The sequence below is a fragment of the Nibricoccus aquaticus genome, assembly GCF_002310495.1.
GTDB lineage: Bacteria > Verrucomicrobiota > Verrucomicrobiia > Opitutales > Opitutaceae > Nibricoccus > Nibricoccus aquaticus.
Genome location: NZ_CP023344.1, coordinates 655,603 through 674,411, shown reverse-complemented (window position 1 = coordinate 674,411; position 18,809 = coordinate 655,603). Strand labels below are relative to the sequence as shown.

15 protein-coding genes are annotated in these 18,809 nt (G+C 62.2%); 11 read left to right on the top strand and 4 right to left on the bottom strand.

The window, feature by feature from the left end; genetic code table 11:
• Nucleotides 1-112 precede the first annotated feature (112 nt).
• A complete protein-coding gene (locus CMV30_RS02860; protein ID WP_096054623.1) occupies nucleotides 113-550 on the bottom strand; it encodes a response regulator in 438 nt (145 codons plus the stop codon).
• Between the two features lie 249 nt (nucleotides 551-799).
• On the opposite strand from CMV30_RS02860, the gene CMV30_RS02855 reads away from it, so the two are divergent.
• The 5 genes from CMV30_RS02855 to fmt all read left to right on the top strand — a co-directional run bounded on the left by CMV30_RS02855 (nucleotide 800) and on the right by fmt (nucleotide 6,155).
• Nucleotides 800-1,288 (top strand): Lrp/AsnC family transcriptional regulator, encoded by a 489-nt coding sequence (locus CMV30_RS02855; protein ID WP_096054622.1) that lies wholly within the window; start codon nucleotides 800-802, stop codon nucleotides 1,286-1,288.
• 25 nt (nucleotides 1,289-1,313) lie between these two features.
• On the top strand, nucleotides 1,314-2,495 hold the full coding sequence (locus CMV30_RS02850) for a pyridoxal phosphate-dependent aminotransferase (RefSeq protein ID WP_096054621.1): 1,182 nt from the start codon (nucleotides 1,314-1,316) through the stop codon (nucleotides 2,493-2,495).
• An 87-nt stretch (nucleotides 2,496-2,582) separates the two neighbouring features.
• A complete protein-coding gene (gene der, locus CMV30_RS02845; RefSeq protein WP_096054620.1) occupies nucleotides 2,583-4,088 on the top strand; it encodes a ribosome biogenesis GTPase Der in 1,506 nt (501 codons plus the stop codon).
• Entirely contained in the window at nucleotides 4,069-4,983 is a 915-nt protein-coding gene (locus CMV30_RS02840) for a hypothetical protein (RefSeq protein WP_096054619.1), read from the top strand. Before der ends, CMV30_RS02840 begins: the two co-directional genes overlap by 20 nt.
• Before the next feature lie 125 nt (nucleotides 4,984-5,108).
• Entirely contained in the window at nucleotides 5,109-6,155 is a 1,047-nt protein-coding gene (fmt, locus tag CMV30_RS02835) for a methionyl-tRNA formyltransferase (protein ID WP_245844379.1), read from the top strand.
• A 63-nt stretch (nucleotides 6,156-6,218) separates the two neighbouring features.
• On the opposite strand, the gene CMV30_RS02830 is transcribed toward fmt, so the two are convergent.
• From CMV30_RS02830 to CMV30_RS02815, 3 genes are all read right to left on the bottom strand, one after another.
• Nucleotides 6,219-6,410 carry a hypothetical protein gene (locus tag CMV30_RS02830; protein ID WP_096054618.1) on the bottom strand — a complete coding sequence of 64 codons (192 nt, stop codon included), beginning with the start codon at nucleotides 6,408-6,410 and terminating at the stop codon, nucleotides 6,219-6,221.
• A 540-nt stretch (nucleotides 6,411-6,950) separates the two neighbouring features.
• Nucleotides 6,951-8,270: an amino-acid N-acetyltransferase gene (gene argA, locus CMV30_RS02820; protein WP_096054616.1), complete on the bottom strand. Its 1,320-nt coding sequence runs from the start codon at nucleotides 8,268-8,270 to the stop codon at nucleotides 6,951-6,953.
• Between the two features lie 42 nt (nucleotides 8,271-8,312).
• Nucleotides 8,313-8,951, bottom strand: coding sequence for a hypothetical protein (locus CMV30_RS02815; protein WP_138223084.1), 639 nt, complete (start codon nucleotides 8,949-8,951; stop codon nucleotides 8,313-8,315).
• 89 nt (nucleotides 8,952-9,040) lie between these two features.
• Here CMV30_RS02815 and CMV30_RS02810 point away from each other — a divergent pair, with 89 nt between their 5' ends.
• The 6 genes from CMV30_RS02810 (at nucleotide 9,041) to CMV30_RS02785 (ending at nucleotide 18,747) form a co-directional block, all read left to right on the top strand.
• On the top strand, nucleotides 9,041-10,807 hold the full coding sequence (locus CMV30_RS02810; RefSeq protein ID WP_096057580.1) for a proline--tRNA ligase: 1,767 nt from the start codon (nucleotides 9,041-9,043) through the stop codon (nucleotides 10,805-10,807).
• Between the two features lie 444 nt (nucleotides 10,808-11,251).
• Nucleotides 11,252-14,653 (top strand): putative Ig domain-containing protein, encoded by a 3,402-nt coding sequence (locus tag CMV30_RS02805; protein WP_217494445.1) that lies wholly within the window; start codon nucleotides 11,252-11,254, stop codon nucleotides 14,651-14,653.
• Nucleotides 14,654-14,832: 179 nt separating this feature from the next.
• On the top strand, nucleotides 14,833-15,132 hold the full coding sequence (locus CMV30_RS02800; protein ID WP_096054613.1) for an ATP-dependent Clp protease adaptor ClpS: 300 nt from the start codon (nucleotides 14,833-14,835) through the stop codon (nucleotides 15,130-15,132).
• 43 nt (nucleotides 15,133-15,175) lie between these two features.
• Entirely contained in the window at nucleotides 15,176-15,580 is a 405-nt protein-coding gene (locus CMV30_RS02795; RefSeq protein WP_245844378.1) for a hypothetical protein, read from the top strand.
• A complete protein-coding gene (locus CMV30_RS02790; protein ID WP_096054611.1) occupies nucleotides 15,577-16,092 on the top strand; it encodes a hypothetical protein in 516 nt (171 codons plus the stop codon). Before CMV30_RS02795 ends, CMV30_RS02790 begins: the two co-directional genes overlap by 4 nt.
• A 231-nt stretch (nucleotides 16,093-16,323) precedes the next feature.
• Entirely contained in the window at nucleotides 16,324-18,747 is a 2,424-nt protein-coding gene (locus CMV30_RS02785; protein ID WP_096054610.1) for an MASE1 domain-containing protein, read from the top strand.
• Nucleotides 18,748-18,809: the final 62 nt, after the last annotated feature.

Sequence of the window (18,809 nt, the reverse complement as noted above, 5' to 3'; positions counted from 1 at the left end):
TCGTGAACGATTCGCGCATGAACGAAATCGATTCGAGCAAGCAGGGAGGTGACCGGTGTTGGTGGCTCCGGGTGATTCTCCCTCGCGCTTGCATGGCTTACAGAAAAACGACTCAGCTCGCTCCGGGAATGGGTGACGCGCTGGAGCTGGAGGGAAGGCGGGCGGAGGCGACGGGGCGGCGGCGTTGGCCGAACTCCTGGATTTTAGAGAGGAGGTTTTCCAGTTTGAAGGGCTTCACCAGGTAGTAACTGGCGGCGAGCTGGCCGGACTGGAGAATGGTTTCGCGGTCGTTGTTACCGCTGCAGACGATGACCGGAAGGTGGCGGTAGCGCGGGCAGGAGCGGACGCGTTTGAGCAGGGAGAAGCCGTTTACCTGGGGCATCTTGATGTCGAAGATGCCGACATCGAAACGTTGTTCGAGGTCGCTCAGGTGCCACCAGGCTTCCATGGCGTTGCACGCACTGGTGAGTTGGATGGTGGGGTCCGAGCCGAGCGCATCGCGCAATAGGCCGCGAAAGCCCTCCTCGTCGTCTGCGATCAAAATGTTCATGGTGAAACAGCTCTCCGCTTTTAGTCATACATCGGCCAGGGAGGGCGGTGATTTAACGGAAACTCGGGCTGCGGCTGTGAGGAAAACGCCTTAGGCGCGATGACGTTAGCCGGGGAATTTTAAGGGAAGCGGGTGTGAAGAAGCTAAGGGGGCAAGACTGTGCCGGTTTCGCGGGAGGCGGGATGTGTGAGCGGCGTGAACTTTTGTGTGGATTAGCCGGGCGCGTTTCTGCGAAGGTCCGCGTCCCTTATGAACCCTGTTCTCAAGCTGTTACTCGAAGGCGGCAGTCTCACGACGGCGCAAATGGCGCAAGTTGCGGGCTTGTCCGTGTCGCAAGTCGAACAGCACCTGGAGCAGTTGAAGAAAGATAACATCTTCCTCGGCTGGCGTCCGGTGCTCGATCTCTCGCACGAGGCAGCCGCAGCCGCCTCGGTTCGCGCGGTCATCGAAGTGAAGGTCACGCCGGAACGCGGCGGTGGCTTCAACCGTTTCGCGGAGCGCATCGCGCGCTTCGATGAGGTCGAGTCCTGCTACCTGATGTCGGGTGGCTACGATCTCCTGGTTTTCGTGAAGGGCGGATCGCTGCAAAAAGTCGCCGCGTTCGTGTCGGAAAAGCTCTCGAGCATCGAGGGCGTGCTTTCGACTTCCACCCATTTCATGCTACGGTGCTACAAGGAGCAGGGCTTCCTGCTTCGCGATACCGAGCGCAACTCGTCGCGGCTCAACGTCGCTCCTTAACCTTCAATCTAAGGAGAACATTTTGATGAGCACCGACCCGAAACGTTGGGTGGCGGGCCACGTGGCCGCGCTTCCTAAGAGTGGCATTCGCGATTTCTTTGAACTGGTCGCCAAGATGAAGGGCCAGGACGTGATCTCGCTCGGCGTGGGCGAACCCGATTTCGTGACGCCGTGGCATGTGCGCGAGGCGGCGATCTTCGCCCTCGAGCGCGGCAAAACTTACTACACGTCGAATCTCGGCATGATCGAGCTGCGCCGCGCGATCTCGACCTACGTGGCCGAGCATTTCTCGGTGAGTTATCGCCCGGAGGACCAAGTGATCGTCACCGTTGGCGTGTCCGAGGCGATCGATCTGGCGCTGCGCGCGTTCTGCAATCCGGGCGATACGGTGATGTTTCACCAGCCGTGCTACGTCTCGTACAGCCCGAGTGTGGCGCTGGTTCATGCGCAGGGCATCGCGGTGCCGACGTACGCGAAAGATAATTTCGCGCTGACGGCTGAAGCGCTGCGCGCCGCGTGGAAACCGGGTGCGAAGATTTTGATGCTGAACCTGCCGTGCAATCCCACGGGCGGCACGTGCAGTCTCGAGCAGTTGACCAAGATCGCGGAGTTCTGCCGCGAGAAGGACCTGCTGGTGTTGAGCGACGAGATCTACTCGGAGCTCACGTTCGACGGCGTACACACGAGCATCGCGAGCCTGCCGGGAATGGCGGAGCGGACGATTTTCCTCCACGGCTTTTCGAAGGCGTTCGCGATGACTGGCTGGCGCATCGGCTATGCGTGCGGACCGGCGGCGCTGATCGATGCGATGATGAAGGTTCACCAGTACACGATGCTGTGTGCCTCGATCGTCGCTCAGGAAGCTGCGCTCGAAGCGCTCACGCGCGGCTGGGACAGCGTGCTCAAGATGCGCGAGCAGTATCATCGCCGCCGCGATTTGATCGTGCGCCGTTTCAACGAAATCGGCCTGACGTGTCATTCGCCGCGCGGCTCGTTCTACGCGTTTCCCGAGATCAAATCGACCGGGCTCACCGAGAAGGAATTTTCGTTTGGCCTGCTCGAAAAGGAGAAGGTCGCGGTCGTGCCGGGCGCTGCGTTTGGCGAGAACGGCATCGGCCACGTGCGCGCGTGTTTTGCGACAAGCTACGATCAGATCATCGAGGCATGTAACCGCACCGAGCGCTTCGTCCAGGGCCTCAAGAAGTAACTCACTCACTCGAAACCCGAACGGGCGCAGGGGAAGAATTCTTCCTTTGCGCCCTTCGCGTTTATTCCGTCCACTGTCTTCAAATTTATGTCACGCACCGTCGTTATTGTAGGCCGTCCCAACGTCGGCAAAAGCCGTTTGTTTAACCGGCTGGCGAAGAAGCGCATTTCCATCGTCCATGACCAACCGGGCGTCACGCGCGACGTCATCATGACGGAAATCAAGGACGGCGATTACACGCTGCTCGATACCGGCGGTCTCGGTTTCAAGGACGGCAACATCACGCCGGCGAAACTCATCGACGCGTCGGAGACGCAGGTGGGTTTCGCGATCGATACGGCGGATCTCATTCTGTTCGTCGTCGATGGCCTTGAAGGCATGACGGCGCTCGATCTGAAAATCGCGCAGATGCTGCGGAAGAGCAAAAAGGACGTGCTGCTGGTGGTGAACAAAGCGGACTTCAACGAGGACAAGATTGACCTCGCGGAAGCGTATCGCCTCGGCCTTGGCGAACCGGTGCGCGTCTCAGCGGAACACGGCGCGAACGAAGGCGTTTTGCGTGATGCGATTCTCACGAAGCTAGGACCGATACCGTTGGAAGATTTGCCAGATCGCTCGGCGGAGAAACCGCTGTGCGTTTGCTTCATCGGGCGGCCGAATGTAGGAAAGTCGTCGCTGAGCAACCGGCTCCTCGATAGCGACCGGTTGATCGTCAGCGACGTGCCTGGGACGACGCGCGATGCGGTGTCGCTGGATTTTCAATTCAAGGGCCGCGATGGCGCGATGTACCCGTTCAAGCTCATCGATACGGCGGGCATCAAGGCAGCGACGAAGCTGGCTTCGCCGGTGGAGTATTTTTCGCGCCTGCGCTCGCTCGACTCGATCAAAGAGACGGACGTCGTTTTCCTCGTGCTCGACGCGATGGACGGCGTGACACAGCAGGATAAGGCGATCGCGGGCGAAGCGGTGAAGGAGAAGAAGCCCATCGTGATCATCGTGAACAAGTGGGATCTCGTGAAGAAGACCTTCGAGAAGGACGGCGGAATTCCGGGGTACAAGAGCGAGCGCGACTATCGCGAGAAGTACGAGAAGGCCGTTTTCGAGCGCTTGTTTTTCACGCCGGGCTCGCCGCTGATCTTCGTATCGGCGATGAGCGGCTACGAAATCGATCGCATGCTGAACGCGGCGGTGAAGCTCAACCGCACGCTCGATATCAAGATCTCGACGGCGAAGTTGAACAAGATCATCGGCTATCTCGCCGAACGCACGCCGCCTCCGGCGGTGGGTGGAAAACGTTTCCGCGTGTACTACGCGACGCAGACCGGGACGCGTCCGTTTCGCATCAAGATTTTCTGCAACCGCGAAGAGAAGCTCACCGAGCAGTATCGTCGTTATCTGGAGTCGGGCATGGTCGATGAGTTTGGCCTGAACGGCTGTCCGATCTATTTCGATCTCGTCGGCAAAGAAAAGCACGAGCCCGGCACACCCTACTCGGGCAAGGAAGCGCGGGGTCTACCGCATCGGCCGAAGTGGAGATCGAATGAAAAAGTGGTGGAAGAAAACGACTCCAAGTATGAAACCTTCGAAGAGTGATTATCGCGGTGGTGAAGCGCTGACGCTGACCACCAAAGCCCTCGAACTCACGGTCACGACTTCGGTCGGGCCGCGCATCATTTCGCTGAAACCGCGCGGCGCGAAGGCGAAGAATCTGTTTTTTGAATTCGCGCCCGATGCGCCGCGTGCGAACGGCTACAATCTGCGCGGCGGGCATCGTCTGTGGCATTCGCCGGAGCACGCGGTACGCACGTACCAGCCCGATGATGAGTTGCTCGCGATGAAGCCGGTGAAGAACGGCATCGCGCTCGCACAGCCGGTTGAAGAGAAGACGGGCATTCAGAAGGCGCTCAAGATCGAGCTCACGGGTGATCGCACGGTGAAGCTGACGCATGCGTTGACAAATCACGGACTCTGGCCGGTTGAGTGCGCGGCCTGGGCGCTCACGATGTTGAAAGGTGGCGGCTACGGCGTCCTGCCGCTTCCGCCCAAAGGCGATCATGCAAATGGCGATTTGTTGCCGGAGTACGCGCTGGTGCCGTGGACGTACACGGATCTGTCGTTGCCGGTTTGGGAGATGAATCGAGATTTCCTAGGCATCAACGTGCCGAAGGCGAAAGCGCCTCAGAAGCTGGGCATCACGAATTACGCGGGCTGGTCCGCGTACTGGGTTGGCGGCGTGACGTTTGTGAAGTACTCGCCGGTGATCAAAGGTGCGACGTATCCGGATCTCGGTTGCGCGTGGGAAACGTTTACGAATGGCGAGATGATCGAGTTCGAGACGTTGAGCCCGCTGACAAAATTGTCTCCTGGCGAAAACGTGCAGCTCACCGAGCACTGGACGTTGATCGAAGGGCTGGAAAAGCCGTCCACGCCTGCGGCGTTTGCGAAGTTGAGCGCTGCGGTGGGGAAGTGGATCAAGACGCTGAAGTGAGCACTCGGGTGAGCGGTGGTTTGTTGACTCGCAAAGACGCGAAGACGCTAAGGAAGGAAGCAAAGGCAGAGACTGAGTTTGGCTCTTTGCTTCTTGGCGTCTTCGCGATTCAAAACTGAGCACCAATGATGAAACCGCTCCGACTTGTTTTCATGGGCTCCGATGGCATCGCGCTGCCGTTGCTGGAATGGCTGGTGGGCGAGGGGAGTGCGTGGGCCACGGTGATCGCGGTTTATACGCAGCCGGATCGGGCAGTCGGGCGCGGGCAGAAGGTGCAGGCGAATGCGATCAAGATGTGGGCGCTGTCGCGGGGGCTGCCGGTTTTTCAGCCGGAGAAAGTGACCGAGGAGACGCGCGTGGAGCTGGCGGGGCTGAACGCGGATGTGTCACTCGTGATGGCTTACGGGCATATTTTGAAGGATGCGTTTATCGCGGCGCCGCGGTTGGGAACGTTGAATCTGCACGCGTCGATTTTGCCGAAGTATCGCGGGGCTTCGCCGATTCAGACGGCTGTGGCGAACGGCGAAAAGGAGACGGGCGTTTCGCTCATGCGCATCTTGCGGAAGCTCGATGCGGGTCCGGTGGCGGATGTGGAGCGCGTGGCGATCGAGCCGCGCGACACGACGCTGGAGATCGAGGGAAAACTGGCGGGGGCATGTGTGCCGCTGTTGAAGAGGACGTTGCCGAAACTGGCTGAGGGGACGCTGGTGTTTGTTGAGCAGGATGAAGCGCGGGCGACGTTTTGCCGGAAGCTCGCGAAGGAAGATGGGGCGCTGGATTTTAATCAACCGGCGGCGGTGATCGCTGCACGGGTGAACGGGCTTTTTCCGTGGCCGGCGTGTTCGGTGGAGATTGGCGGGCAGGTGGTGAAACTGGGGCTTGCAGAAGTGGCGGCGGAGGGAGCTGGGAGCGGCGACGGTTCGTCGGTATCTGACATCGGAAGCCGGCCAGAGGCCGGCGCTCCCGGGGAAGTCATCGGAGCGGATGCGGAGGGTTTGCTGGTGGCAACGGGCGGAGGCGCTGTGCGTTTGCTGCGGTTGCAACGGCCGGGCGGGAAGATGCTGGTGGCGGCGGAGTTTTTGCGCGGGTTTACCGTGGCGGCGGGGACGCGGATCGAATCGCGGGCGTTGCCTGTGCTGGTGGGGTCGCAGCCGTTTCCGTACAAGAAGTGAGTCGGAGAAGGCGGGTTTAGCCGTCGGACCAGAGGGCGGAAGCGTCAGGACGCGGCACCGCGTTTAGCCACGTTTGGTGAGGCGATTTTCCAGTTCGGCGACCGTGAGCTTTTTCCCTGCGTCCATCTCGCTCATACGCTTGGAAATCATTTTCCGCCATTCTGGGCGTTCGTGACGGAGGCGGATCATGTAGGCGTTGAGCTCGTGGCGTTCGCGCAGGGAGAGACGGGAAATCTCCTGTTTGAGCTCAAGCATCGTTATGGCGGTAAGTTTGCCGGAGAGTGCAAAACGTCAAGGGGAGGTTCAGCGGCACTAGCGAGTGCTTCGATGGTCCTCAGGTTTCATCCTGAGTGTTTTGATAATCTGGTACGCGCAGAACGAAAAAATCAGCAGCATCCAAAACACGAAGCTCCATCGAACGATAAACGATCCGGCGAGTGGGCCGTGACCGGGGAGAGTTAGTATGGGAATGGTTTCTCCCACATCGTACCATTTGCTCCGCCAGTCGATGATGGCGGGCACGCGAACATCCGTTGGGGCGCTTGTTAGTTCAATCACCGGCCTCCACCGTGTCCGGCTACCTTCGATTCGGATGTAGTCTCTAACGATCCCGGTTGTTTTGGTTCCTTTGAATTCATGTGGGGCTATTTTGACCAATCCCAGGATGGTGCCTGCGCCACTGAATGTGAGCAGTGCGTATAGCAGAAGTGCTCTTTTCATTGGGGAGTTTATTCGAACGAAGCTAGACGGCGTTCGTAGATAGCCCGTCTGAGCCCCGATGTGAGACAGAAGGCCTCAAACTTGTTTAACCAAGACCTTCGGATTGCGGCCGCTTTCTTCGTAGAGCTTCAGGCGGGCTTCGGGGAGGATGTCTTTGGTGGTTTCCTCGAAGTTGAGAGCGCTCGTGAAGAAGGAATAGCTCTGCGTGGAGAGGGCGACGATGGTTTTGGCGCCGCGTTCTTTCGCCATCATGCAGGCGTAGTCCACCATCTTACGGCCGATGCCGCGGTTGTGGTAGAAGGGCAGGACGTAGAGCGAACCGACTTCGGCGAGCGTCGGTTTGTCGGGGTAGAAATAGAGCGAGACGCAGGCGATGAGATTCTCGTCGATTTCGAAGACGAAGAACTGGTCGATGTTTTTCTCGATGGCCTGCTGGGTGCGGTAGACGAGCTCTTCGCGTTTCACGGCGCCGCGCGTGAGGTTGTAGATGGCGCGGACGTCGCTGCGTTTGGCGCGGCGGATTTGTTGATAGTCGTTGCCGTAGATGAGCGAGCCGACGCCTTCGCTGGAGAAGATTTCGTTGATGAGGCCGTCGAAGATGCGGCCGTCCACGAGGTGGACGCGCGGGGTGCCGGTCTCGATGGCTTTGATGGCGTGGAGGGCTTTGCTGCGCGTGCTCTCGGGGATGGCGTCGGGCTGGTCTTTCAGGAGCGCACGAAGGGCGTCCATCGAGATTTCGCGTTTCACGTCGCCGTTGATTTCGAGACCGGACTGCGGGGCGAGGTAGATGATTTTCGAGGCGTGGAGGGCTTCGGCGATTTCGGCGGCTAGGAGGTCGGAGTTGACGCGCAGGGCTTTGCCGTCGGGGCCGTAGCCGATGGGGGAGAGAATCGGGATGATGCTCTTGTTGATCAGCGTGAGGATGAACTCTGTGTCGATGCGATCGACACGGCCGGTGAACTGGTGATCGACGCCTTTGAGGATGCCGAGCGGGAGGGCGCGGACGGCGTTGGTGATGGCGCACTTCAGCGCGTTTTGGGTGAGGCCTTCGAGGATGACGTGCGAGACGCGGGAAGAAGCGCGGATGGCGAGGTCGAGCGTGGCGGCGTCGGTCGCGCCGGTGCCGAAGGCGTCGCTGATGGGGATGCCGCGCGAGGTGGAGAGTTCCTGGAGCTGCTGGCCTATGCCGTGGACGAGGACGACTTTGATGCCGAGGCTGCGGAGGACGGCGATGTCGACAAGGAGGTTGCCGAAATTTTCGTCGGCAACGATGGAGCCATCGAGGGCGATGACGAAGATCTGGTCCTGAAAACGCGGGACGTATTTGAGGATGCCGCGGAGATCGGTCGGCTTGATCGTGGTCGTCGTGGCCGAGGGAGTGGCGCTGTTGCTCATCGAGGAAGTGTGCGGAGTTTTTCGACGAGCGGGGCGGGCGCGTCAATGCACTTGCAGGGTCCAGTGCTTGGAGCCGGTTTTGCCGACGAGGGTGATCTGGAAGGTTTCGCCCGAGCGGAAGATGCCGGCGGGGAGCTGGAGGAGGACGGTGGCGTCTTTCGTGCGCGCGAGCAGGTCGGCGTCGATGCGGTCGAAGTCGGTGATGATGGCGATGTCGTTATCTTTCACATACACGCGGGTCTCGCCGAGGACGCCGCTGTTGTCGGGGAGCTGGCAGACGTACTGGATGGAGTAGGGGAGCATCGCCGTGTGGCTGGCGGGGGCAGAGACGTTTTGAAACGAGTCAGGGAGCTTGGGCAGTTCGGCGAAGGTCTCGGAAAGTTCGGCGGGGACTCCGGCGGGGGCGTCTTTGACCTCGGCCAGCGGGCGGAGAAGTCCGGCGAGGGTGCGCGACGGATCGGCGGGGCGCTCGGCGATGGCGGGCGTGCGCAGGTAGCCGGCCTGGCGGAGGCGGCTGACGGTGAAGCGTTCCTTGGCGTCTTCGATGGGGCGGTGTGCTGTGGCCGGATCTTTGCGGAATTTCAGCGTGACGTAGGTGTACGTGCCGAGACCGATGACGATCGCGAGGACGACCCATTTCATGGGCCAGGGTTTTTTAGACGGCAGAGGAGAGTCAGGCATGAGCGGAAGGGCGGGAGTAATCGCGCGGGCGGGCGGGCTCGCAAATAAATTTGCGCCACCCTGTGGGCGCTGCTTCGGTCGCGGGCTTCATGAAACTCTGGTCACAGTTCTTTATTCCCACGCTCAAAGAGAGTCCGGCTGACGCCGAAATCGCCTCGCACAAGCTGCTCGTGCGGGCAGGGCTCGTGCGCAAGCTCGGCGGCGGGTTGTACACGTATATGCCGCTCGGTCTGCGGGCGCTCCAGAAGATCACGCAGATCTGCCGCGAGGAGATTGATGGAGCGGGCGGCATCGAGTTGTGGATGCCGCATGTGCATCCGGCCGAGCTTTGGGAGCAGGGACCGCGTTGGGCAGCGGCTCGTGAGATCATGTTTCGCGCGGACAGCGCGGGCGACGGCAAGCGCGCGGGACGCGATCCGGAGTTTGTGCTCGGGCCGACGCACGAGGAGATCATCACGCCGCTGGTGAAGGCGGAGATCACGAGTTACCGCGACCTGCCGAAGAATTTTTATCAGATCGCCACGAAGTTCCGTAACGAGATCCGGCCGCGTTTCGGTCTGATGCGTGCGCGCGAGTTTATCATGATGGATTCGTACTCGTTCGACGCGAACGACGAGGGTGCGATCAAGAGCTACCACGCGATCAAGGCGGCGTACGAAAAGTTTTTCAAACGCGTGGGCGCAACGGCCATCGCGGTCGAGGCGGACACGGGCGTGATGGGCGGGAGTTTTTCCCATGAGTTCATGATCCCGGCCGAGATCGGCGACGATGATGTGATCTATAATGAAGAGAGCGGCTATGCGGCGAATCGCGAGAAGGCCACGAGCGGCATCGTGCCGAAGGATCTGGCGGACGCGGCTCCTGCCGGGGCGCTCGAAGAGTTTGCGACGCCAGGTGTGCTGACCATCGCGGCGCTCGAAGCGGCGCCTTACTCGGTGCCGGGTGACAAGCAGTTCAAGACGCTGGTCTTCATCGGCGACGGGAAGCCGTTCATCGTGATTATCCGGGGCAATGACGAACTCGAAGAGGCGAAGCTAGGTTCGCTGGGTTTCACGGTCACGCGTGCGGCGACGGCAGAAGAGATCGAGCCGGTGCTCGGTGCGAAGCCGGGCAGTCTCGGTGCGGTTAAAGGCACGATCAAAAACGCGGGCGCGCTTGCGGGCGTGTTCGCCGATCATGCGATCCGGCTCATCGGCAACGGCACCACCGGTGCGAACAAGGACGGTTTCCACGTGCGCAACGTCAACGTGGCGCGCGATCTCGCGATCACGTCGTTTGGCGATTTCCGCCGCGTGCGTCCGGGCGAGCCTGATCCGAAGTCAGGTCAGCCGCTCAAGGTGCGTCGCGGCATCGAGGTCGGACATATTTTCAAACTCGGGACGAAATATTCCGAGAAGTTCGGCGCGGTGTACACCGACGATCAGAAGCAGAGTCACCTGATGGTGATGGGCTGCTATGGCATCGGCATCAGCCGTACGATGCAGGCGCTGATCGAGCAGAGTCATGACGCGGACGGGATCGTCTGGCCGTGGTCGGTGGCTCCGTTCCAGGTGTTGATCTGTCTGCTCGATCCTAAAGTCGAAGAGGCGGCGGGCGTGGCGAAAAAAATCGCGACGGCGGCGGAGGCGGCGGGCGCGGATGTGCTCATCGACGACCGCGACGAGCGGCCGGGCGTGAAGTTCAAGGATGCGGATCTGATCGGCATCCCGCTGCGCATCGTCATCGGCAGCAAGGGACTCAAAGATGGCGTGGTGGAGCTGAAGTGGCGCACATCGAAAGAGGTGACCAAGCTCCCGCTGGCTGAAGCCGAGGCGAAGATCGCCGAGGCGGTGCGCACGGCGGCGGCGAAAAGCTAAGAAAAGCGAAACACGGGAAAACGTTTTCCGATTCACCTTGGGCGCGGTTCCTTGCGGACCGCGCCTTCGTTATTTTTTGACGTTGACCGACTGATTTCACGGCGGGGCGGCGCGAAAAAATGCGATGCAAGTCTAGTTCCCGCAAAGAGGAGCCTTCATAGGAACTTTACGTATTCGGTGTTCGGATAAGGTGCGCACCTCACCCGACACTCAAACAGGATGTAAAAACCCGGACACGTGAGGTGTATTCGTTGACCGGTGCGCGCTTCGTTCCGACAGAGGCGCATGTTCAAAAAGGACACATTCTCTCGCCGGATTTTTTCGGTCCTTCTGCTCGTTGTTGTTGGTGTGACAGCGTTTTTACTCAGCCATAATTCCACCCCCGAAAACGCGGCCACCGGCCACGTGGTCAGCGCCCCCGCCCGTGCGTCGGTTTTTTCCAGCATGGGATCGTCTGAGGCGATTTCCCCTGCGGTTGCTTCCACGGTCACGACGGCTTCGCGTGCGATCTACCGTTTTGAAACGCCGGTCGTCCCCGGCAAGCCCGCCGTGATCGCCGCTCGTTTCGCCACGCCATCCGCCGCTGAGGCCACGATCCGCTCGGCCCGCTTGATAGAGTTGGTTGAGGGCAGCCTGTCGTCGCTCCGCCAGGGTGACACGATCCAGCTGCCGTTGCCCGATAATCGTTTCGTCACCGGGCGCATCAATATCGTGCAGCGCGAATCCGGCGGCCAGGTTTTGGTCGGCGGCCAGCTGACCGGCGACATCAAGGGCACGTTCAGCCTCGGTGAAGACGAGAGCCGTCTGGGCGGTGTGATCTTCCCGACTGAGGGCAAGGTTGCTTATGAGATCGAGACCGGCACCGATGGAGCGGCGTATCTTTTGGAAAAGAACAAGGGTTCGGTCGTGTGCATGGAGCTGCCGGTCGTGGTGGTTTCGCGCGCGGTGGTGCGCGACGCGCAGCGCGGGGCGATCGCCGAGAGTTATGTGGTTCCTGATTCCTCGACGCTTACGACATCGGCTGCGGCCTCCCCTGAGTATCTGCTGAGCAGCCGGCCAACGGCCACGGTGGTCGCATATCTCGATTTCGACGGCGAGACCGTCACTGACTCTTACTGGAACGGCGGCAACGCGATCAACGCGTCCGCGAGCGGGCTTTCTGCGTCGCAGATCACCGAGGTGTGGCAGCGCGTGTCGGAAGATTACCGGCCATTCAACATCGACGTGACGACCAGCCGCAGCCGTTACGACAACGCTCCGGCCGGCAGCCGCATGCGCTGCATCGTCACGCAGACCAGCAGCTGGTATGGCTCCGCGGGCGGTGTGGCCTACATCGGTTCTTTGAGCGCATCCGGCAGCAGCATGAGCAGCACGATCCCGTGCTGGGTGTTTGCCGACATGCTGGGGGTCAATGCCCGCTATGTCTCCGAGGCGATCTCGCATGAGCTCGGCCACACGCTCGGTCTCTCGCACGACGGGCTGAACGATTCCTCGGGCAATCTCTATCAAGGTTACTACAGCGGCCATGGCTCCGGTGCCACCAGCTGGGCGCCGATCATGGGCAGCGGTTACTACTCCAGCGTCATTCAGTGGAGCAACGGCAACTACAGCAACAATGGCAATTCCGGTAACAACACCGAGAACGACCTCGCGATCATCTCCGACTCCCGCAACCGCGCGGGCTACATGACCGATGACGCCGCGGCCACGCGCGCCACGGCGAGCGCGCTGCGCTTCAGCAGCGGGTCCACGGTGTCCACGGTCGGAACGATTGAGCGTAGCGGCGATGTGGATATGTACAGCTTCACGACTTCGGGTGGCGGCGTGACGTTCACCTTGGTCGCCGAGGCCGGCAGTGTCAGCGCGCAGGCTGACCTCGACGCCAGCGCGACTCTGACCGATGCCTCGGGCAACACTCTGGCCACCTCCAATCCGACGGGTTCTCTCTATCCCTCGATCTCCACCACGCTCGCCGCCGGTACTTATTATCTGGCGATCACGGGTGTGGGCGAAGGCTCCGTCCCGGGCACGGGCTACACGAACTACGGCAGCCTCGGCCGCTACGAAATCACGGGCAGCGTGGTCTCTTCCGCCGCTCAGCCACCGGCGATCACGAGCGCCGCTTCCGCCAGCGCGGTGATCAGCGCCTCGTTCAGTTTCCAAGTGACCGCCAGCAACTCGCCCACCTCCTACAGCGCGAGCGGACTTCCCTCCGGCCTGAGCATCAACACCAGCAGCGGCCTGATCTCGGGCACGGTTTCCTCCTCGGCCACAGCGGGCGTCTATTCGGTGAATCTCACCGCCACGAATGCCAGCGGCTCCGGCACACAGACGCTCTCGCTCACGCTCACCAATCCCGTCCCGGCCGCTCCGTCCATCACGAGCGGCTCCACCGGATCGGTGGTGCGGGGTAATTCCTTCAGCCACCAGATCGTGGCGAGCAACAGCCCGACTTCTTATGGTGCGAGCGGACTTCCCTCCGGCCTGAGCATCAACACCTCCACCGGCTTGATCTCGGGCACGGTTTCCACGTCGGCCACGGTGGCGGTTTATTCAGTCTCGCTCACGGCGACCAATGCCGGTGGCACCGGCACGCAGACCTTCTCGCTCACGGTAACCGCTCCGCTCCCGTCCGCACCGGTGATTTCGAGCGCGAGCTCGGGCAGCGCGGTGATCGGCTCCGCTTTTAGCCACCAGGTTTTGGCGAGCAACAGCCCGACTTCGTATGCTGCGAGCGGACTGCCTTCCGGCGTGAGCATCAACAGTAGCAGCGGCCTGATCTCGGGCACGGTGTCCACCTCAGCCACGGCGGGTGTTTCTTCGGTGACGCTCTACGCGACCAACGCCGGCGGCACCGGCACGCAGACCTTCTCGCTCACGCTGACGAATCCGTTGCCCTCCGCTCCGGTGATCTCCGGCTTGGCCGCTGAGAGCACTCTGCGCGGCACGGCGTTCAGCTACCAGATCACGGCGAGCAACTCCCCGACCTCGTACAACGCCACCGGACTTCCTTCGGGCCTGAGCATCAACACGAGCAGCGGCCTGATCTCGGGCTCGGTTTCGACTTCGGTCGCGGCGGGTATTTATCCTATCACGCTCACGGCGACCAATGCCGGCGGCTCCGGTACGCGCGCACTTTCGCTCACGGTGACGGCTCCGATCATCTCGGTCCCTGTGATCACCAGCGCTTCCTCGGCGCGCGTGGTTTTGGGCGTCGCCTTTAATTTCCAGATCGTGGCGAACAATTCGCCCACGGTGTACGCGGCCGCCGGCCTGCCGACGGGCATGAGCATCAATAATCTCACGGGTGCCATCTCGGGCTCGGTCCCTGTCACTCAGGCGACGGGCAACTACGTCGTCACCGTCACGGTGACCAACGCGGGAGGCAGCAGCACGCAGCAGCTCACGCTCGAAGTGAAATCCGCGTACGCCGCCTGGGCTCAGGACAAACAGATCGGCGACATCAACAGCGTCAGCTCTGCCGATCCCGATGGCGACGGCATGGGCAACCTGCTTGAGTACGCTTTCGATCTTTCGCCTTCTTCGCCTGACACCGTCGCAGTGACTCAAGTCACCGTGGCCAACGTCAGCGGCACGAAACGCATGGAGATCTCCTTCATCCGTCCCGCCAACCGCCCCGACCTGGTCTATACCGTGGAAGTTTCCGCCAATATGCAGACGTGGACGGCTGGCCATGCTTACGGCACGAGCGTCTCAAACGGCTCTGGACTGCCCACGCAGGAAATGGAACGCACCTCGCTCGGCGCCGCAGGCGAACGCATCCGGGTGCGCGACATCGGCGGCGTCGGCCAGCGCTTCATCCGCGTGAAGGTGAACTCACTCTAAGTACACGCGGAGAACGCTCCGGGTTTTTCTCAAGGCGCACGGTTCACACCGTGCGTCTTTTTTATTCGGCGCGGCTGGAGTGCTGACGTGCGTGTCGGGGGAGATGGGTGCATGTGAGCTGAAGCTGGCGCCACCTTGCGGGTTGCGCGACGCGGTGCGGGGCGTTTACTGCGCGTCACGTGACCACGACTCTATCCGCCACGCAGCCGCAACACGACACGCACACCGAGCTCGCGCTCGCCGGTGTCTGCCGGGTCGTCGTGCTCAACGATCCGGTCAACCTCATGTCCTACGTCGTGCTCGTTTTCAAAAAGGTCTTCGGCTTCGACGAGCAGACCGCGCGCAAGCACATGCTGGAAGTCCACGAACTCGGCCGCTCGGTGGTCTGGAGCGGGCTGCGGGAAAAAGCGGAGGCCTACGCTTTCACGCTTCACGAATGGCACCTGACCGCGATCATCGAGCCGGATGAAAAGAATTGAGGTCAAGTTGAGTCTGCCGGTGGTTGCCCCGTTACTCGACGTCATGAAGACGGTCGCGGACTCGTTGCAGGACCGCCTCGCCGTGCCGCTCGAACACGTGGAGGTGGACGAAGACATGCACGAAGTCTGGAACGCCGATCTGCTCGTGACTCAAAAGGACGGGCTCAGCCGACTGCTCGCGATGTTCGACAAGGAGTTTTTCGAGAGCGGCATGATCGCCTTCGACGAAGAAAACGCGGAGCCGATCCTGCGCGCCTGCGCCGCGCTGCGTCTGCGGATGCGCGAGCAATACCTGAAAAATTTTGGCGACGAATCGCTCGAATCGGGGGACGTCGAGATTGACGAACTCCCGGAGCCGATGCGGCCCGTGTTCATGTGTTATGTGTTTCTGGCGACGATCCAGGAGCTCATCATCCAGCACCTCGATTCGGAAATCCTCGAAGGATGACGCCCGTCGCCTGCCGTTATTGCGGACTGCCTTTCAAGGTCACGCGCGTGGAGCCGGGGCGTGATTATTTTTGCTGCACGGGGTGCGCGATGCTGGCGCGCGTGCCGGTCGATGCGCAGGGCCAGTTTCCGGTGAACGCGCAGCTCATCTCGGTGCTGGTCACCGGGTTTCTTTATTTCAACCAGCTGCTCTTCTGGCTGCTGAGCGTCTTGCTGGCGCGTGAGGATGCGCAGGCGGCGCTCGCGGTGCGCTTCGGCTGGCTAGCGGCGGGTGCGGCGTTGGTGGTGTGGGCGGCGGTGCTGCTCGTGCAGTTGCGGGAAAAGTCCGCGCGGGCGGGGGATTTCGTGGGCGCGGCGCTGGTGCTGGCGATGCATGGCGTGGCGTTCCGGGTGCAGCCGCCCTCCGCAGTGTGCATGGCGGGCGCGAACGCGTTGCTGCTGCTCTGGAGTGTGCGCGGATTGCTGCGCCGGAAACGGCGCTCAGCCAGGCGGACGGATGTAGCGAGCGAGTGATGCGGGCGTGGTGGGCGGCGGCGCGGGCGAGGCGTGGAGCTGCGAGGGATGGAAATTGGCGTGCAATGGGCGGTGTTTCGCCGGAGAAGTGCGCGGCGTCATCCCTGCGCCCGCAGTCCTTCGATGGTCCGTAGTTTAGTCCCGGTTACTGGTTGGGTCCGTCGTCTGAATGCGTGTGGAAAATTTTCTCATCCAGCGTGACGCGTTGCTGAAGCCGCCTGATTTACTCTGATGTTTTCCTCGCCTGCTTTTCTACCCCCTGAGCGCCAAGGGGCGCTCGATCTGCCCGGTATTTTCGGGCGCGTGCTGCTGGCGTTTGCCGGTTACTACGTGATGGCGAGGGTGGGGCTGGCGTATGCGATCGTGGGCGGGGCCATCTCGCCGGTGTGGCCGCCGGCGGGCGTGGCGGTGGCGCTGGTGTGGTGGCTGGGGCCGTGGGTGCTGCCGGGGATTTTTCTGGGATCGTGGCTGGCGAACATGCAAGGCGCGCCGGGGCCGGTGTATTCGCTGGGGATCGCAGTGGCGGCGACAGCCGGCGCGTGGGTGGCGGCGCGGCTGGTGCGGCGTTGGGCGGCGGGCTATGATTTGTTGCAAAGCCTGCCGGGGCTCGTGCGGTTCGGCGCGGGCGCGGCACTGGTGGCGACGATGGTGGCGGCGAGTATGGGCGCGCTGACGATGGCGTGGTCGGGTCTGCTGCCGTGGTCGCGGCTGGGCTCGGGCTGGCTGACGTGGTGGCTGGGCGATGCGATGGGCGTGATCGTGATGAGCCCGGCGTTGCTGGCGTGGCGGCTGCCGATCCACTGGGCGTGGACGCGCGCGCGGGTGATCGAGCTGGGGGCGTTGTTGTGCGGACTGCTGCTGGCGGCGATGATGGTGTTTTTATGGGGCGCACCGCAGCTCGCGGGGGATGCTCCGCTGGCGTTTGTGGTGTATCCGTTCGTGATCTGGGCGGGACTGCGGTTCGGTGCGCACGGGGCGGCAGTGGCGACGTTTTTATTGGTGGCGATTTCGTTGTGGGGAACGACGCAGGGGCTGGGGCCGTTTGGGCGGTTCAGTTCTCCGCAGGCGTTCTGGTTGATGCAGATCTACATCACGTGCCTGGCGACGACGGCGCATGTGCTGGCGGCGTTGTCGGCGCAGCGGCGGGCGGCGGAGGAGAAGTTGCGCGAGCAGGCCATGCTGCTGGACAAGGCGACGGATGCGATCGTGGTGCGCGGGCCGGACGACCGCGTGGCATACTGGAACAAGAGCGCGGAGCGGCTTTTTGGATTCACGGCGGCGGAGATGATCGGGCGCGATGAGACGCCGCTGCTGTACAAGGATGCGGCACCGTTTCATGAGGCGAAGGCGGCGGTGCTGCGCGATGGGGAGTGGGCGGGGGAATTGAAGACGCGCACGAAGACGGGGGATGAGCGGATTATTTTCAGCCGTTGCACGCGGCTCCCGGGAGCGCCGGGGGCGGCGAGGTCGGTGCTGGCGATCAACACGGACATCACGGACCGGAAGCGGCTGGAGTCGCACTTCCTGCGGTCGCAGCGGATGGAGAGCATCGGGACGATGGCGGGCGGGATCGCGCACGATCTGAACAATGTGCTCGCGCCGATCTTCATGGGGCTGCCGATCGTGCGGGAGAGCGTGACCGATCCGGAGGCGCTGGCGACGATCCGGGCGATGGAGCTGAGCGCGGGGCGGGGCGCGGAGGTGATCAAGCAGGTGCTGCTCTTCGCGCGCGGCGTGGAGGGGCAGCGCGCGCCGTTGCACGCGGGGCGGTTGCTCCGCGATGTGGAGCACATGATCAGGGAGACGTTTCCCAAATCGATCCGCATCGAGCGGGCGTGGTCGGCGGATCTGTGGACGCTCGTGGGCGATGCGACGCAGCTTCATCAGGTGTTGCTCAATCTCTGCGTGAATGCGCGCGATGCGATGCCCGGCGGCGGGGAGCTGAAGCTCCACGCGGCGAACGTGACGCTGGACACGAACTACTCATCGCTCAATCCCGAGGCGCGGTCGGGGCCGCATGTGCGGATCGACGTCGTGGATACGGGCGAGGGCATCCCGCTGGACAAGCTGGAACGGATCTTCGAGCCGTTTTTCACGACGAAGGATGTGGGGCGCGGCACAGGGCTGGGGCTGGCGACGAGTCAGGCGATCGTGAGGAATCACGGCGGTTTCATCCATGTGTACAGCGAGCCGGGCAAAGGCTCGACGTTTCGAATTCACCTGCCGGCGCAGCCGGGAGCTTCGACGGACGAAGAGATCGCGCGGGCGCCGCTGCCGCGCGGGCAGGGGCAGTTGCTGCTAGTCGTGGATGACGAGGAGGCGATCCGCACAACGCTGGCGCGCACGCTGGAGCGGCATGGCTACCGGGCGATCACGGCGAAAGACGGGGCGGAGGCGGTGGGGATTTACGCGGAGCAGAAGGCGGAGATCGCGGCGGTGATCACGGACATGATGATGCCGGTGATGGATGGACCGGCGACGATCATCGCGCTGCAACGGATGAACCCGCACGTGAAGATCATCGGCGCGAGCGGGCACGACGCGAACGGGAAGGTGGCGAAGGCGGCGGGCGCGGGTGTGAGGCATTTCATGCCGAAGCCGTACACGGCGGAGACGCTGTTGAAGACGTTGCGCGAAGTGCTCGGGGAGGAGTGAAGGCTCGGGGTGGCGTGCGGACGCGGGCGGTGCCGCTGCGGACAATGCGGAGCATTGTCCCT

What these genes read in the sequence shown, in the direction of transcription:
- CMV30_RS02860 (WP_096054623.1), bottom strand. Translation starts at nt 550, where the DNA reads ATGAACATTTTGATCGCAGACGACGAGGAGGGCTTTCGCGGCCTATTG.
- CMV30_RS02855 (WP_096054622.1), top strand. Translation starts at nt 800, where the DNA reads ATGAACCCTGTTCTCAAGCTGTTACTCGAAGGCGGCAGTCTCACGACG.
- CMV30_RS02850 (WP_096054621.1), top strand. Translation starts at nt 1,314, where the DNA reads ATGAGCACCGACCCGAAACGTTGGGTGGCGGGCCACGTGGCCGCGCTT.
- der (WP_096054620.1), top strand. Translation starts at nt 2,583, where the DNA reads ATGTCACGCACCGTCGTTATTGTAGGCCGTCCCAACGTCGGCAAAAGC.
- CMV30_RS02840 (WP_096054619.1), top strand. Translation starts at nt 4,069, where the DNA reads ATGAAACCTTCGAAGAGTGATTATCGCGGTGGTGAAGCGCTGACGCTG.
- fmt (WP_245844379.1), top strand. Translation starts at nt 5,109, where the DNA reads ATGATGAAACCGCTCCGACTTGTTTTCATGGGCTCCGATGGCATCGCG.
- CMV30_RS02830 (WP_096054618.1), bottom strand. Translation starts at nt 6,410, where the DNA reads ATGCTTGAGCTCAAACAGGAGATTTCCCGTCTCTCCCTGCGCGAACGC.
- argA (WP_096054616.1), bottom strand. Translation starts at nt 8,270, where the DNA reads ATGAGCAACAGCGCCACTCCCTCGGCCACGACGACCACGATCAAGCCG.
- CMV30_RS02815 (WP_138223084.1), bottom strand. Translation starts at nt 8,951, where the DNA reads ATGCCTGACTCTCCTCTGCCGTCTAAAAAACCCTGGCCCATGAAATGG.
- CMV30_RS02810 (WP_096057580.1), top strand. Translation starts at nt 9,041, where the DNA reads ATGAAACTCTGGTCACAGTTCTTTATTCCCACGCTCAAAGAGAGTCCG.
- CMV30_RS02805 (WP_217494445.1), top strand. Translation starts at nt 11,252, where the DNA reads ATGGGATCGTCTGAGGCGATTTCCCCTGCGGTTGCTTCCACGGTCACG.
- CMV30_RS02795 (WP_245844378.1), top strand. Translation starts at nt 15,176, where the DNA reads ATGAAGACGGTCGCGGACTCGTTGCAGGACCGCCTCGCCGTGCCGCTC.
- CMV30_RS02790 (WP_096054611.1), top strand. Translation starts at nt 15,577, where the DNA reads ATGACGCCCGTCGCCTGCCGTTATTGCGGACTGCCTTTCAAGGTCACG.
- CMV30_RS02785 (WP_096054610.1), top strand. Translation starts at nt 16,324, where the DNA reads ATGTTTTCCTCGCCTGCTTTTCTACCCCCTGAGCGCCAAGGGGCGCTC.